Annotated in this window: 14 protein-coding genes, 6 tRNA genes and 1 rRNA gene; all 21 read left to right on the forward strand. The window is 51.5% G+C overall.

Going from position 1 to position 14057, the window contains the following annotated elements; translation table 11 throughout:
* A 23S ribosomal RNA gene (locus BM412_RS31190) occupies nucleotides 1–86 on the forward strand; the annotation flags it as partial.
* A 147-nt stretch (nucleotides 87–233) separates the two neighbouring features.
* Nucleotides 234–310: transfer RNA gene (locus BM412_RS31195), tRNA-Met, on the forward strand.
* 9 nt (nucleotides 311–319) lie between these two features.
* Nucleotides 320–395 (forward strand) — tRNA-Val (locus BM412_RS31200).
* A 14-nt stretch (nucleotides 396–409) separates the two neighbouring features.
* A tRNA-Asp gene (locus BM412_RS31205) sits at nucleotides 410–486 on the forward strand.
* Between the two features lie 17 nt (nucleotides 487–503).
* Nucleotides 504–579 (forward strand) — tRNA-Phe (locus tag BM412_RS31210).
* Nucleotides 580–588: 9 nt separating this feature from the next.
* Nucleotides 589–672: transfer RNA gene (locus BM412_RS31215), tRNA-Tyr, on the forward strand.
* Between the two features lie 15 nt (nucleotides 673–687).
* Nucleotides 688–763 (forward strand) — tRNA-Lys (locus tag BM412_RS31220).
* A 140-nt stretch (nucleotides 764–903) separates the two neighbouring features.
* A complete protein-coding gene (locus BM412_RS31225; RefSeq protein WP_091225585.1) occupies nucleotides 904–1845 on the forward strand; it encodes an MraY family glycosyltransferase in 942 nt (313 codons plus the stop codon).
* A 165-nt stretch (nucleotides 1846–2010) separates the two neighbouring features.
* On the forward strand, nucleotides 2011–3156 hold the full coding sequence (locus tag BM412_RS31230; protein ID WP_091225586.1) for a PucR family transcriptional regulator: 1146 nt from the start codon (nucleotides 2011–2013) through the stop codon (nucleotides 3154–3156).
* Between the two features lie 92 nt (nucleotides 3157–3248).
* Nucleotides 3249–4370, forward strand: coding sequence for an ABC transporter ATP-binding protein (locus BM412_RS31235; RefSeq protein ID WP_091225587.1), 1122 nt, complete (start codon nucleotides 3249–3251; stop codon nucleotides 4368–4370).
* Between the two features lie 140 nt (nucleotides 4371–4510).
* On the forward strand, nucleotides 4511–5449 hold the full coding sequence (gene hprK, locus BM412_RS31240) for an HPr(Ser) kinase/phosphatase (RefSeq protein ID WP_091225588.1): 939 nt from the start codon (nucleotides 4511–4513) through the stop codon (nucleotides 5447–5449).
* A 66-nt stretch (nucleotides 5450–5515) separates the two neighbouring features.
* Complete coding sequence (gene lgt, locus BM412_RS31245) at nucleotides 5516–6529, forward strand: prolipoprotein diacylglyceryl transferase (protein ID WP_091225589.1); 1014 nt, start codon at nucleotides 5516–5518, stop codon at nucleotides 6527–6529.
* A gap of 11 nt (nucleotides 6530–6540) precedes the next feature.
* Nucleotides 6541–7197, forward strand: a complete 657-nt coding sequence (gene ppaX, locus BM412_RS31250) for a pyrophosphatase PpaX (RefSeq protein WP_091225590.1) — start codon at nucleotides 6541–6543, stop codon at nucleotides 7195–7197.
* A gap of 8 nt (nucleotides 7198–7205) precedes the next feature.
* On the forward strand, nucleotides 7206–7703 hold the full coding sequence (locus tag BM412_RS31255) for an acyltransferase (protein WP_091225591.1): 498 nt from the start codon (nucleotides 7206–7208) through the stop codon (nucleotides 7701–7703).
* Nucleotides 7704–7895: 192 nt separating this feature from the next.
* Nucleotides 7896–9164 (forward strand): ATP phosphoribosyltransferase regulatory subunit, encoded by a 1269-nt coding sequence (locus BM412_RS31260; RefSeq protein WP_091225592.1) that lies wholly within the window; start codon nucleotides 7896–7898, stop codon nucleotides 9162–9164.
* A 2-nt stretch (nucleotides 9165–9166) separates the two neighbouring features.
* On the forward strand, nucleotides 9167–9841 hold the full coding sequence (gene hisG, locus BM412_RS31265; RefSeq protein ID WP_091225628.1) for an ATP phosphoribosyltransferase: 675 nt from the start codon (nucleotides 9167–9169) through the stop codon (nucleotides 9839–9841).
* A 73-nt stretch (nucleotides 9842–9914) separates the two neighbouring features.
* Complete coding sequence (gene hisD, locus BM412_RS31270) at nucleotides 9915–11204, forward strand: histidinol dehydrogenase (RefSeq protein ID WP_091225593.1); 1290 nt, start codon at nucleotides 9915–9917, stop codon at nucleotides 11202–11204.
* Between the two features lie 73 nt (nucleotides 11205–11277).
* Nucleotides 11278–11880, forward strand: a complete 603-nt coding sequence (gene hisB, locus BM412_RS31275) for an imidazoleglycerol-phosphate dehydratase HisB (protein WP_091225594.1) — start codon at nucleotides 11278–11280, stop codon at nucleotides 11878–11880.
* A gap of 1 nt (nucleotide 11881) precedes the next feature.
* Nucleotides 11882–12508 (forward strand): imidazole glycerol phosphate synthase subunit HisH, encoded by a 627-nt coding sequence (hisH, locus tag BM412_RS31280; RefSeq protein WP_091225595.1) that lies wholly within the window; start codon nucleotides 11882–11884, stop codon nucleotides 12506–12508.
* Between the two features lie 48 nt (nucleotides 12509–12556).
* Nucleotides 12557–13315 carry an imidazole glycerol phosphate synthase subunit HisF gene (hisF, locus tag BM412_RS31285; protein WP_091225596.1) on the forward strand — a complete coding sequence of 253 codons (759 nt, stop codon included), beginning with the start codon at nucleotides 12557–12559 and terminating at the stop codon, nucleotides 13313–13315.
* Nucleotides 13312–13995, forward strand: a complete 684-nt coding sequence (gene hisIE / locus BM412_RS31290) for a bifunctional phosphoribosyl-AMP cyclohydrolase/phosphoribosyl-ATP diphosphatase HisIE (protein WP_091225597.1) — start codon at nucleotides 13312–13314, stop codon at nucleotides 13993–13995. The genes hisF and hisIE overlap by 4 nt, the downstream gene beginning before the upstream one ends.
* Nucleotides 13996–14057: the final 62 nt, after the last annotated feature.

Raw genomic sequence — 14057 nt, forward strand, 5'->3', positions numbered from 1 at the left:
GAAAGACGATCAGGTTGATAGGTTCGAGGTGGAAGTGCAGCAATGCATGCAGCTGACGAATACTAATCGGTCGAGGGCTTATCCTACGAACATTCGCTCGGATGTTCAACTTCGGACAAGATCAGCTAAACAAAACCTTCGCAAAGGTTCGTATCCAGTTTTCAGGGCGTAAGTTCTGATTATTACGGCTGCCTCAGTCGTGATGGACAAGCGGTACTTTGAGGCAATTGTGTGGCGGTGTAGCTCAGCTGGCTAGAGCATTCGGTTCATACCCGGAGGGTCGGGGGTTCGAGTCCCTTCGCCGCTACCACACCTATATGGAGGCTTAGCTCAGCTGGGAGAGCATCTGCCTTACAAGCAGAGGGTCGGCGGTTCGATCCCGTCAGCCTCCACCATAATTTTTAAATGCGGAGCCGTGGTGTAGTGGCCCAACATGCCTGCCTGTCACGCAGGAGACCGCGGGTTCGAATCCCGTCGGCTCCGCCATTTAACTAAATCAATAAGGCTCGGTAGCTCAGTCGGTAGAGCAGAGGACTGAAAATCCTCGTGTCGGCGGTTCGATTCCGTCCCGAGCCACCATTTTCATATGGAGGGCTAGCGAAGTGGCCAAACGCGGGAGACTGTAAATCTCTTCCTCACGGTTCGGTGGTTCGAATCCATCGCCCTCCACCATTTCCTTTCAAGTAAGAGCCATTAGCTCAGTTGGTAGAGCACCTGACTTTTAATCAGGGTGTCGTAGGTTCGAGTCCTACATGGCTCACCATTTCATAAACCATTCACCTGTAGGTCATTGACCTGCAGGTTTTTTTGTTTTTTAAGCCCAATATTACATGGGGGGTCAGAGTATTTCATACTGCTGCGGGTAAACTGAACACAAAGGGCTGTTCAGGGGGTCACATAGAGATGAAATACGTATTAGCTGCCGTGCTTTGTTTTGCCATTGTTGCCGTATTGGTGCCGATTCTGCGGAAGTACGCAATCCGCATGGGTTTTGTAGACAAGCCATCTTCGCGTAAAATCCATCGCACCCCCATTCCGCTGATGGGCGGAGCTGCGCTCTATGCAGGGATAGTCATAACGTTGTTTATTTTTCAAGGCGCAACCCCACTTAGCATGACGATCAGCATTGGCGGCTTGATGCTTGTCATCATTGGTTTAGCCGATGATGCGGCGAAAGCGAACGGAGCGGAATTTCCGGTATGGCCCCGTGTGCTGGTTTATTTGGCTGCGGCAACGTTGCCTTTGTTCTTTGGTATTCGAATCGTAGGGCTATCGAGTCCGAACGGATTGATCCATTTTCCGACATGGCTCGGCACAATAAGCTCAATTATTTGGGTATTTGCACTGATCAATATGATTAATTTCATTGATGGTGTAGATGGACTCGCTTCAGGTGTCTCGACCTTCTCATCATTGACGTTATTTATTGCCGCGCTGCTGAAGCATCAGCCTTCTACTGCCATGCTGGCCGTTATACTGGTTGGAGCATGTCTGGCGTTTCTAATCTATAATTTCTATCCGGCAAGAATCTTCATGGGCGATGCCGGTGCTGCTTTCCTCGGCTATGCGCTGGCCGTAACCGCGGTAGACGGTGCTTTCAAGAGCGCTACGCTTGTGACCGTGGCTGTGCCGCTTCTCGCTCTCGGCGTACCGATTCTGGATACAGCGGTCGTCATGCTTCGCAGACTGCTTTCGGGCAAGGGACTGCACAGGGCGGATAAGCTGCATACCCATCATGTTCTGATGCGCTGGGGGTTAACTCAGATTCAAACGGTCTCCTTCATCTACCTGGTAGCCGCGTTGTTCTCCTTATTATCGATCGTCCTGCTCCTTGCCTTAAGCTGAAATAGATCCCAATCTATGGTACAATGTCCCAAGAAGAAACAGCTTTCGCCGTTGAAATCCGGTGAACTGGCGTTTCTTTCTAGATTATAAGCGAAGCCTGTTTAGATCGTATGCTTCCTTATATAATAAAGCGCATTTATGCGTGGATAGGATAGGGGCAAGCCGATGAGTGAAGCAAAATGGATAGCGCAATTGCAAGCTGTTCTGGATTGCCCGGTCCGAGAGCATCAATTGCCAATTCAAGATTGGAAAATGCTGGCCGAGGAAAGTGCGAGTACGGAAGAGCAATCATCACTTAAAAATAATGCAGTATCTATTGGCGATTACGTGCATGGAACCGAAGGAACTGTTTGGTTCGTTATGAACGTTAACGTGCATACCGTCGATCTGCTTGAAATTGAACGAAGCCAATTAAGCGAGAAGGAACAGCGCCTCATTAGCTGGACGTTATCCGAAATGCTGGCTGTACGTTCCAAGAGCTACGAGGGCGTTACGGAATCCGAGCGTTATGCGCGCGAGCTGGGAGCTTGGATCGATGAGCAGCTTGATTCCGCGGAACCGAAGCATACGCTGCCGGAGCGGCTTATCGCACGCGGAAGACTATTCTCGTCCATGATTCCTTTCATGCTCGTCTGCGAGCAGGCAGAATCGGGCCGATCCAGCTACAGCGAATTGGAGAAGCTGCTTCGTACGTTTCTGGCGGAAGAAGTCATTATTATTCCGCTGAAGGAACAAGAATGGCTTGTATTGGGACCTGTTTCGCTTATCCATGAAGCGCAGTCCGAGGAACGGGACGACGAAGAACAGGAATCGGTCGAGGAAAGCTTAGCCTCCATCGTCAACGGTCTGCATGAGATGCTGACGAGCGAGTGGATGGGGGAGTGTCATCTGGCCGTATCCCAACCGATCTCTCCGGCCAATTCGTTGGTCGGAACGACTGCGCTGCTGCGTGAGACGGTTCACCTGGGACGAACATTTCATATCGGATCCAATATTCATTTACCGTGGCTGCTGCATTTAGAGCGGCTGTTAAACACGATCCCTGAAACACATCGGCTTAAATTCGTAGAGCAAGCGCTGAAGCGTACGGATGCTTTTCTGGACCCGGAGATCTTAACGACGCTGGAAACGTTCTTCAGTCTGGACTGTAATGTAAGTGAAACGGCGAAGAAACTCTATATTCACCGGAATACACTCCTGTACAGACTTGATAAGCTTAAACAAGAGACAGAACTCGATGTTCGGCAGTTCCGTGATGCGGTATTAGTCAAAATTATTTTACTATTGTATAAAGTGACGAAAAGGTCGTAGTTTTTTTGTAAAGTATGTGCATAGTCATTAGGACAGCAACTGATATACACTAAGGTTATTGAATTACACTATTTCTTTTAGGGGGAAATACAATGGCTGGTGTACGCTTAGAGCACGTTTACAAAAAATACGCGGGAACTGATCTCGCTTCCGTAAAAGATTTCAACCTTGACATTAAAGACAAAGAATTTTTGGTTCTTGTCGGTCCATCGGGTTGCGGTAAATCCACAACACTTCGGATGATCGCAGGTCTGGAAGAAATCTCCGAGGGTAAACTGTTCATCGGCGAGCGTCTTGTTAATGACGTTGCCCCTAAAGACCGCGACATCGCGATGGTATTCCAATCCTACGCTTTGTACCCACACATGAACGTATACCAAAACATGGCTTTTGGTCTTAAACTTCGTAAATTCAAAAAAGCAGAGATCGACAAACGCGTTCGTGAAGCTGCTAAAATTCTTGATATCGAGCATTTGCTTGACCGTAAACCAAAAGCATTGTCCGGTGGTCAACGTCAGCGTGTTGCCCTAGGCCGCGCAATCGTTCGTGAACCGCAAGTATTCTTGATGGATGAGCCGCTTTCTAACTTGGATGCTAAACTTCGTGGTCAAATGCGCGCGGAGATCTCCAAACTGGCTAAACGTCTTGAAACTACTGTTATCTACGTAACGCATGACCAAATCGAGGCAATGACAATGGGTGACCGTATCGTCGTTATGAAAGACGGTATCATTCAACAAGCTGCTTCCCCGGAAGAGCTGTACAACCACCCGGTTAACATTTTCGTAGCAGGTTTTATCGGCGCTCCTTCGATGAACTTCATCACAGGTACGCTTAGCGAAGCTAACGGTGCTATTCGCTTCAAATCGACTGGTATCGACGTTCTTGTTCCAGATGGCAAAGCACAACAATTGAAAGACAAAGGCCTTCTTGGCAAAGAAATCATCCTTGGTATTCGTCCTGAGGATCTTCACGAAGAGCCTGTGTTCCACGAAGCTTCCCCGCAAACAATCGTGAACGCTCACGTTGAAGTTGCTGAGAACCTTGGTCACGAAATGTTCTTGTACCTGAACGGTCTTGGCAAAGACACAGTTATCGCTCGTGTTGACGGCCGCTCCGGCGTTAAAGAAGGTACAAACGTGAAGCTTGCTCTTGATATGAACAAAGTTCATGTCTTCGACAAAGAGAGCGAACTGAATGTATTTGAAGTATAAAATAAGGCGCTGAGCCTTTCCTGACAACCGCCCGAATTATCGGGCGGTTGTTTTTATTTGTTATTTCCGATACGATAACGATATCTGGTTAATTAATCTAACAACTCGTAGCTGGCTGCGATTTTGAGGAGGCCGAAATAGTGGCTAAGAAAGTGAAAGTGTCCGATCTGGTAAGTCAATTTCAGCTTGAAATCCTAAGTGGGGAAGACGGACTCCGCCGCAGCATTACGTTAGACGATTTATCGCGCCCCGGACTTGAGGTAGCAGGTTATTTCGACTACTATCCGAAAGAACGTGTTCAAATTCTGGGGAAAACCGAAATTACATTCATGGATACGCTTAGCAAACAAGAACGTGTCGATCGCATGGAACGGCTATGCGATGATGAAACGCCATGTTTCATCATAACCCGCGGCATGGAGGCACCGGCAGAATTGCTCGAGCAGTCTAATTTGAAGCAAATTCCGGTACTTCGCAGCAACGCGGCTACGACGATATTTTTAAGTCGGATTACCAATTTCCTTGAACGGAAACTGGCACCTTCGGCTACCATCCATGGTGTTCTTGTCGATGTCTATGGTGTCGGTATGCTCATAACGGGCGGCAGCGGTATCGGTAAGAGTGAGACAGCGCTTGAGCTGGTGAAGCGAAGCCATCGCCTTGTTGCGGATGATGCCGTAGAAATTCGTCAAACTTCAGATGGACAATTGCATGGCACAGCACCTGAACTTATTCGCCACTTACTTGAAATTCGCGGCCTAGGTATCATCAACGTCATGACGCTGTTCGGCGCCGGTGCAGTTCGCAACATGAAGAAGATCAGCGTTGTCATCAAGCTTGAGAATTGGCAGGCGGACAAGCAGTATGACAGACTTGGTCTGGATGAAGAGACGACGAGAATTATCGATACCGATGTGCCGATCGTGACAGTTCCCGTCCGTCCGGGCCGAAACTTGGCGGTTATTATCGAAGTGGCTGCGATGAACTTCAGGCTGAAACGGATGGGTTACAATGCAGCCTTGCAGTTTACGAATAAGTTGACAGAAACCATCGCTGAAGATTCGGATGATTTTGATTGATTTTCATGGATACCGTGAATTGGTAGTCAAACCATCGATTATGGAGAGAGAAGGAGCCGTTGACGCATGTATGGATTACGTTTAGATCCAATTGCTTTTTCGCTGGGCCCGATTACTGTGCATTGGTACGGTATTATCTTGGGTACGGCAGCGCTTGTGGGATTGCTGCTTGCAGTCCGCGAAGGAAAACGATTCGGTTTGTCTCCGGATTTCTTCATGGATTTATTGCTGCTTGGCGTACCGTCCGCTATTCTTGGTGCGCGCATTTATTTTGTAGCGTTCAAGTGGGATGAGTATAAGGGCAATTTGCTCGATTTCTTCAAGATTTGGAATGGCGGTATTGCGATATATGGAGCGCTCATAGGTGCGTTCATTTGCGGTATTATTTATTTTCGATATAAAGGCTACAGCTTCTGGAGAATCGCGGATATCTGTGCGCCTTCGCTTATTGCCGGCCAGATGATCGGTCGTTGGGGCAACTTCGTCAATCAGGAAGCCTACGGCGGACCTGTTGAAGAGAGCTTCCTGCGCGACACGCTTCATTTGCCGAATTGGATCGTAACCAATATGAATGTGGACGGTGTATTCCACCATCCAACCTTCCTATATGAATCAATGTGGAACCTGCTTGTGCTGGTCGTGCTGCTTGTCATTCGACGTCGTCCGTTCTTACGGGCAGGTGAGCTGCTGATGACTTATTTTATCGGTTACTCGATCGGACGTTTCTTCATTGAAGCCTTGCGTACGGACAGCTTGGCTTTCCATGGCGCTTCTTGGGCGGCTTCCTTTATGAATGCCCTATGGTCGCCGATGGGCATTGTTTTCGATCAAGGCTATTTGAACCCTGCAGAGGGTAACATTCGGATTTCGCAATTGATCTCGTTGCTGCTGATTATCGCGGCAATCGCTATGATCATCGGACGCCGTACTACGGGTGAAGCGAATGCGCGTTACAGCGATCCGGTTATCAATTACAAAACCGGTTTGCCTGCAGGTGCAACGACTGAGAAGAAGGTTGAGCGCAAGGAGACGGACAAGGAATCCGCCGGCGGTCACGGAGAATCGACATTAAAGGAGTAATAAATAATCGCATGGCAGCAGTAGTGAAAACAATGTTGTTTGACTTAGACGGCACGATTATGGACACGAATGAGCTGATCATTCAATCGTTCTTGCATTCCCTTAAAGGAATCGTCCCTCCCGAGTTTGATCGGGAGCATATTATACCAAGCATGGGACAGCCGCTCACCATGCAAATGCAGCTATTCTCTGGACGTGAGGACGTTACGGACCTTGTTGCGGCTTATCGTGAGATCAATCTTCAAATGCATGATGATTATGTATCGGCTTTTCCACAGGTAGCGGAAGTGTTCGCGCGTCTGCATGAAGCCGGGATTAAAATCGGGATCGTGACGACCAAAATGCGCCTGACGACGGAACGCGGATTACGTTATGTAGGCTTGTATGATTACGTGGAGCCGGGCGCGATCGTGACGATTGAAGATGTCGAGCATCCGAAGCCGCATCCGGAGCCGGTTCTTAAAGCGCTGGAAGCATTAGGCGCAGATCCGGCGACGACATTGATGGTTGGCGATAGCGTGGTCGACATTGAAGCTGCGGAAGCGGCAGGGGTTATCTCGGTCGGGGTGGCGTGGTCCCTGAAAGGTGAAGCGAAGCTGAAGGAAAGCGGTGCGCGTCATGTGATTCACGACATGCGCGAGCTGTATGCATTCGCGGGATTGGAGTAGAGCACCACTTGAGAAACGTTGAGCGTTATCCGGTCGAAGGGCCAAATGCCCTGTGGCAAGTATACCGTACGGTCAGCAGATTTAAGGCCGTACGGAATTTTATCTTCATCCAGATAGCGCGTTATTGTCCTTCTTTGCCGGTGAAGAACTGGATTTATCGGCATGTGCTTGGCATGAAGGTAGGGCGTCACTGCGCGTTTGCACTCATGGTCATGGTAGATGTGTTTTTCCCGGAGAAGATCAGCATTGGGGACAATTCCATCATCGGTTATAACACGACGATATTGACGCATGAGTACTTGATCAAGGAATACCGGCTTGGCGAAGTCCGAATCGGATCCGGTGTCATGATTGGGGCGAACACAACGATCCTTCCCGGAGTCGTTATCGGGGATGGTGCGGTTGTCGCAGCCGGATCGGTTGTACATAAGGATGTGCCGCCCGGAGCTTTCGTTGGCGGGAACCCCATTGCGGTTATTCGCAGCGGGACGGATCAAGGTACTTAGCGGCACTCTTTGCGGGTCAGAAACGGAGAGCGATGCTCTCCGTTTTTTCTATATCTACAGGCGCGAATAGTTGGATGCCGATGTATTGACGGATAGGGAGTCGCGTGTTATTATTACGACTAATCCTTTATTTTGGCAGTATGGTAATATGGTAACACGTTAACTAACTAAAGCATTGTAGGTGAGCATATAATGTCTAAACCGAAGGTATTTGAGAAGCCGATTGGCGTGAAAGATTATTTGCCGCATGCCGTAACGAAGCTGAGACAAATTGAGAATCAAGTGCTTGCTTGCATGAGCTCTTGGGGATATGAGCAAATCATGACCCCTACGATGGAGTATTACGATACAGTCGGTGTCGCGAGTTCGACTTCCGACCAGAAACTATTCAAGCTGCTAAACAATCGCGGTACGACGCTGGTGCTTCGCTCCGATATGACGGCGCCGATTGCGCGCGTCGTTAGTTCCGTATTGAAGGATGCACAGTTCCCTGTGCGCCTCTCTTATCATTCCAACGTGTTCCGTGCGATCGAAGAGGAAGCAGGCCGTGAGGCGGAATTCTTCCAAACCGGCGTTGAGCTTGTCGGAGACGCTTCCCCTGAGGCGGATGCCGAGGTTGTTGCCCTTGCGATCGCTTCGCTTAAAGCAGCAGGCGTGAACCGCTTCAAGATTGCGATCGGGCATGTTGGCTTCCTGAACGGTTTGTTCGAGGAAGCATTGCCGGGGCAATCGGCTGCGCAAGAAGAGCTGAAGGCTTATTTGCTGGGGCGGGATTACGTGGGGTACCGCGAAGGCTTGCGCAAGCTGACACTGCCTGATGCGATGCGCAGCGAGCTGGAAGGCATCACTCGATTGCGCGGCGGGCAGGAGATCTGCAGCCAAGCGATGGCGCTTAGCCTCGATCAGACAGCGCAGGCTTCGATTCAGCATCTCTGCGAGATGTGGGATGTACTTGAAGCGTACGGTGTGTGTGAGCATGTATTGATTGATTTGACGATGATTGGCGATTTTAAATACTACACCGGCATGACGTTCGAAGGTTACGCGGCGGATCTCGGATTCCCGGTAGCGAGCGGCGGCCGCTATGATAACTTATTGAAACAGTTTGGTCGTCCTGCTCCTGCAACAGGCTTTGCGTTGAAGACAACGCGAATTCTGGAGCTGATCGGGGACCATGTAAGCGAAACAAGAACGGAACGCGTGCTGATCGGTTATGACGCTGCTGGACGTCATGCGGCGCTTAATAAGGCGCGTGAGCTTCGTGAAGAGGCGGATACGGTTAGCGGCGGCAACAGTGGCGAAGCTATTGTTGTAGTGACGGAGAAAATGGACGGGGCTGACGCTCAGCGGGCCATACTTGCTGCATCGGATTCGGCCGATGGACAGGTGAACTATAAAGGCGTCACGTTTACGAAGCTGTTGACATTCTTCGCCGGCGGACAGGGAGGGACTTCAAGATGAGCATGACGAGCAACGGTCTATACACCGGAGATACTTCGGGACGTGAGCTGCTCAAGGTTGCGATGCCGAAGGGACGCATCTATAAAGTGGCTTCGAATCTGTTTCGGGAAGCGGGCGTGCCGATCCCGAGTGATTTTGACGACACACGGAAGCTTATTATTGAACTGCCTGAACTGGGGATGTCCTTCATCATGGCGAAACCCGTCGATGTACCGACCTATGTCGAGTACGGCGTCGCGGATATCGGCATCGTAGGTAAAGACGTACTCATGGAAGAGAATAAAGACGTCTATGAGCTGCTTGATCTGGGTATTGCCAAATGCCGCATGTCCGTTATCGGGCTGCCGGATTGGAAGCCGGTCATCCAACCTCGGGTGGCGACGAAGTACCCGAATGTGGCTTCGCAATATTTTCGTGAATTGGGGCAGCAAGTGGAAGTCATTAAGCTAAACGGCTCTATTGAGCTGGCGCCGCTTATTGGGCTTGCCGACCGTATTGTCGACATGGTGGAAACCGGGCAAACGCTTCGCGAGAACGGACTTGTGGAGATGGAGACGATCTTCGGGATTACGAGCCGTTTGATTGCCAATCGTGTCAGCTACCGGATGAAAAACGATGCGATTCAGAGCCTGTGCGATAAGCTGCAGACTGCGATTGCGGCTAAAGCGGGCGTATAGATAGTTAGGATTAGTGAGCCGCCATAAAGCAAGGTTCTAAGCGGCGGGAGAAGTGAAGGGAGCGGGTGGCGTTATGCGGAAGCTGCGTGCGGAGCAGTTTGGATTAACACGTAAGGTGGACTACGGCTCACCGGAACAAAATGAAGCGGTACGTCAAATCGTAGACGCGGTTCGTACCGAAGGAGACGCGGCACTGCTGCGATATACGGAGCAGCATGACCGCGTGAAGCTGGATGAGTCGCAGCTGCGCGTCACCGAGAGCGAAATTCAAGCCGCTTATGATCGCGTGGATGCGGGCTTTCTGACGGCGATTCGCGAAGCGGCGGCGAACATTCGCAAATTCCATGAGAAGCAGATGCGCCAATCCTGGGTGGATGTACAGCCGGACGGTACAATGCTGGGACAACTGCTCAGACCGCTCAAGCGTGTAGGCGTGTACGTTCCAGGGGGGAAAGCGGCTTATCCGTCTTCGGTGCTGATGAATGTTATTCCGGCACAGGTTGCCGGCGTACCGGAAATCGTGATGGTGACGCCTCCGGCTACCGGCGGCAAAGCCGGCATTGATCCTTATATTCTGGTAGCGGCTGCGGAAGCGGGCGTGAAGGAAATGTACCGCGTCGGCGGTGCGCAGGCGGTAGCGGCGCTGGCTTATGGCACGGCGACGATTCCGCCGGTGGATAAAATTTGCGGACCGGGCAACATCTATGTGGCGCTCGCGAAACGCTCGGTTTATGGCGTTGTTGCGATCGACAGCATCGCAGGTCCGAGCGAGATCGTCGTGCTGGCCGATGAGACGGCTGACCCGGCTTACGTGGCCGCGGATCTGCTGTCGCAAGCCGAGCATGATGAAATGGCGTCAGCGATTCTTGTGACAACATCGGAAGCGCTTGGCGATGCTGTCGCGATTGAGGTTGAGCGTCAGTTGGCGCTGCTTCCGCGCGAAGGTACGGCGAGGCAGTCCATTGACGGTTATGGCGCGATTCTGATCGCCGAAACGATGACCGAGGCGATCGACGCGGTGAACCGCATGGCGCCGGAGCATTTGGAAATTATGACGGCAGAGCCGATGGCGCTGCTCGGCCGAATCGAGAACGCCGGTGCGATCTTCGTCGGACCGTACAGCTCGGAGCCGGTCGGCGATTATTATGCCGGTCCGAATCATATTTTGCCAACGAACGGCACGGCTCGATTCTCGTCACCTGTGAACGTGGATGACTTCGTGAAGAAGTCGAGCTTGATTTACTATAGCAAGGACGCGCTGCTGGCGAATGGGGATAACATTATGACGCTTGCTCGACATGAAGGGCTTGAAGCGCACGCCAGGGCAATCGAAATTCGCTTGGAGCGGGAGCGTAACGCTTAAGTTTAGTTAGCCTTGATGAGCACTCATCATCGTCAAAAATATAGGGTACAGTGGAAAGAAGGATGGATGTAACATGGCAGAGAACCTCGCAATCCGCACGGCAGAAGTGGCGCGTAAGACGAACGAAACGGACATTAAGCTGGCTTTTGGCGTCGATGGAACCGGAATCTCCAAGATTGATACGGATGTTCCATTCCTGAATCACATGCTGGATCTATTCACGAAGCACGGTCAATTCGACCTCACCGTGGAAGCGCGCGGCGACGTGGATATCGACGATCACCACACCGTTGAAGACATCGGTATTTGCCTCGGTCAAACGCTTCGCGAAGCGCTGGGCGACAAACGCGGCGTGAAGCGTTATGCATCTGTATTCGTCCCGATGGACGATGCGCTTGCACAGGTGGTCATTGATTTGAGCAACCGTCCGGCTTTCGAATATCGCGCGCAGTACCCTTCTCAGCAAGTAGGCAGCTTCCAAGTTGAGCTGGTTCACGAGTTTCTGTGGAAGCTGGCGCTTGAAGCACGCATGAACCTGCATGTTATCGTACATTACGGCGTGAATACGCATCATATGATCGAGGCGGTGTTCAAGGCGCTTGGCCGTGCGCTGGATGAAGCGACAAGCATTGACCCGCGGGTGCAAGGAGTGCCTTCGACGAAAGGAGTGCTGTAGGATGATCGCGATCATCGATTACGGCATGGGTAATCTGCACAGCGTCAGCAAGGCCGTGGAGCGACTTGGGCATGAAGCGGTCATCACCGCCGATGCTCAGGAGATCATGGACGCGGACGGTGCGATTTTGCCGGGAGTTGGCGCCTTCGGCGATGCGATGCAGAATTTGCAGAATACCGGCCTTGAAGAAGTGACACGCTTCTACGCCGCATCCGGCAAGCCGTTGCTCGGCATTTGCCTTGGCATGCAGCTGCTGTTCAGCGAAAGCGAGGAGTACGGACAGCATCAAGGGTTGGGACTGCTCCCCGGCAAAGTCATCCGCTTCCGCGGCGACTTCAAGGTACCGCATATGGGCTGGAACAAGTTATCGTTTAAGGAGCAGAAGAGTCCTTTGTTTAAAGGGCTTGAAGAAGGACATGTGTACTTCGTCCATTCCTTCCATGCGAAGCCGGAGCGCGGAGATGATCTGCTCGCGATTACCGACTACAACGGTCCGGTTACCGCGATTGTCGGCAGAGGCAATGTGTACGGCATGCAGTTCCATCCCGAGAAAAGCGGCGAGCTCGGCATGAGCCTGCTGCGGAATTTTCTCGCATTGACGATCGATTCACGTGAAACCGCTCGTTAGATACGAGAGGTGTTCTACATATGAAGCTAGAAGGGAGGCGGCATTCGGATGCTGGCCAAACGTATTATTCCATGTCTGGACGTGAAGGACGGCCGGGTTGTGAAAGGAGTCAACTTTGTCAACTTGCGCGATGCAGGCGATCCTGTGGAGCTTGCGGCAATTTACGACAAGGAAGGCGCGGACGAGCTTGTTTTCCTTGATATCTCCGCTTCGGTTGAAGGCAGAGCGACGATGATCGAGGTCGTCAAACGCACGGCCGGAGAAATCACGATTCCGTTTACGGTGGGCGGAGGCATCTCCCACGTCGATGATATGAAGCGTCTGCTTCGCGCCGGCGCCGATAAGATCGGCATCAATACGGCAGCGGTCAAGAACCCGTCGCTAGTGAAGGATGGCGCTCGCAAGTTCGGTTCCCAATGTATCGTGGTTGCGATCGATGCCAAGTTCAATCCGGCTTGGGGCGAATGGGAAGTGTACACGCACGGCGGACGTACTGCCACCGGCATTAAAGCACTTGCTTGGGTGAAGGAAGTCGAGTCGCTTGGAGCGGGTGAGATCCTGCTCACAAGTATGGATGCCGACGGTACCAAGGACGGCTTTGATCTTAAGCTGACGCAAGCGGTATCGCAATCTATCGGTATTCCGGTTATCGCATCCGGCGGTGCGGGCAAGGTGGAGCATTTCTACGATGTATTTCAGCAGGGTCATGCAGATGCGGGTCTTGCGGCAACGATTTTTCATTATAAAGAATTGACGATCCGCGATGTGAAGGATGACTTGCGGCTGAAAGGAGTCGAGATCAGGTGAGTACGGGACAAGGAATTGAATCGGTTGCTGCGGCGATCAAATGGAATGAGGCCGGCCTCGTACCGGCAATCGTGCAGGATGCCAACAGTAAAGAAGTTCTCATGATGGCTTATATGAATGAGGAATCGCTTGGTCGTTCGATCGCGACGGGCGATACCTGGTTCTGGAGCCGCTCGCGCGGCGAATTGTGGCACAAAGGTGCTACAAGCGGTCATACGCAGCGAATCGTCTCGATGCACTATGATTGCGATGGCGACACGCTCTTACTGCGAGTCGAGCAGATCGGACCGGCCTGTCACACAGGCTCGTACAGCTGCTTCACGAATGAAGTGACCGGCATTCAAGGCGTGGACGCGAATGCGACAACGCTGACAAGCGACCGCTTCGCCATGCTGAATCAGCTCGAGTCCGTAATCGCACAGCGGTATACAGAACGTCCCGAAGGTGCGTACACCACGTATCTGTTCGAGAAGGGCGTCGATAAGATTCTGAAGAAGGTCGGCGAAGAGTCAGCGGAAGTCATCATTGCAGCTAAGAACAAAGACAATGATGAACTGCGTTGCGAAACGAGCGATCTGATCTTCCACCTGATGGTGCTGCTCCGCGAACGCGGCTTGTCCTTGGATGAGGTCATGGAAGAGCTGGGCCGTCGCCATAATAAATCCAAACAGCCGAAGTAATTTATCCAAAGCTGTTAATAGGAGGAACCGAGCCTGATTGCCAGTGCTCGGTTCTACGACGT

Origin of the sequence: Paenibacillus sp. BC26 (assembly GCF_900116125.1) — a bacterium.
GTDB lineage: Bacteria > Bacillota > Bacilli > Paenibacillales > Paenibacillaceae > Paenibacillus_Z > Paenibacillus_Z lignilyticus.

Coding starts and splice junctions, on each gene's coding strand:
- BM412_RS31225 (WP_091225585.1), top strand. CDS start 904: ATGAAATACGTATTAGCTGCCGTGCTTTGTTTTGCCATTGTTGCCGTA.
- BM412_RS31230 (WP_091225586.1), top strand. CDS start 2,011: ATGAGTGAAGCAAAATGGATAGCGCAATTGCAAGCTGTTCTGGATTGC.
- BM412_RS31235 (WP_091225587.1), top strand. CDS start 3,249: ATGGCTGGTGTACGCTTAGAGCACGTTTACAAAAAATACGCGGGAACT.
- lgt (WP_091225589.1), top strand. CDS start 5,516: ATGTATGGATTACGTTTAGATCCAATTGCTTTTTCGCTGGGCCCGATT.
- ppaX (WP_091225590.1), top strand. CDS start 6,541: ATGGCAGCAGTAGTGAAAACAATGTTGTTTGACTTAGACGGCACGATT.
- BM412_RS31260 (WP_091225592.1), top strand. CDS start 7,896: ATGTCTAAACCGAAGGTATTTGAGAAGCCGATTGGCGTGAAAGATTAT.
- hisG (WP_091225628.1), top strand. CDS start 9,167: ATGACGAGCAACGGTCTATACACCGGAGATACTTCGGGACGTGAGCTG.
- hisD (WP_091225593.1), top strand. CDS start 9,915: ATGCGGAAGCTGCGTGCGGAGCAGTTTGGATTAACACGTAAGGTGGAC.
- hisB (WP_091225594.1), top strand. CDS start 11,278: ATGGCAGAGAACCTCGCAATCCGCACGGCAGAAGTGGCGCGTAAGACG.
- hisH (WP_091225595.1), top strand. CDS start 11,882: ATGATCGCGATCATCGATTACGGCATGGGTAATCTGCACAGCGTCAGC.
- hisF (WP_091225596.1), top strand. CDS start 12,557: ATGCTGGCCAAACGTATTATTCCATGTCTGGACGTGAAGGACGGCCGG.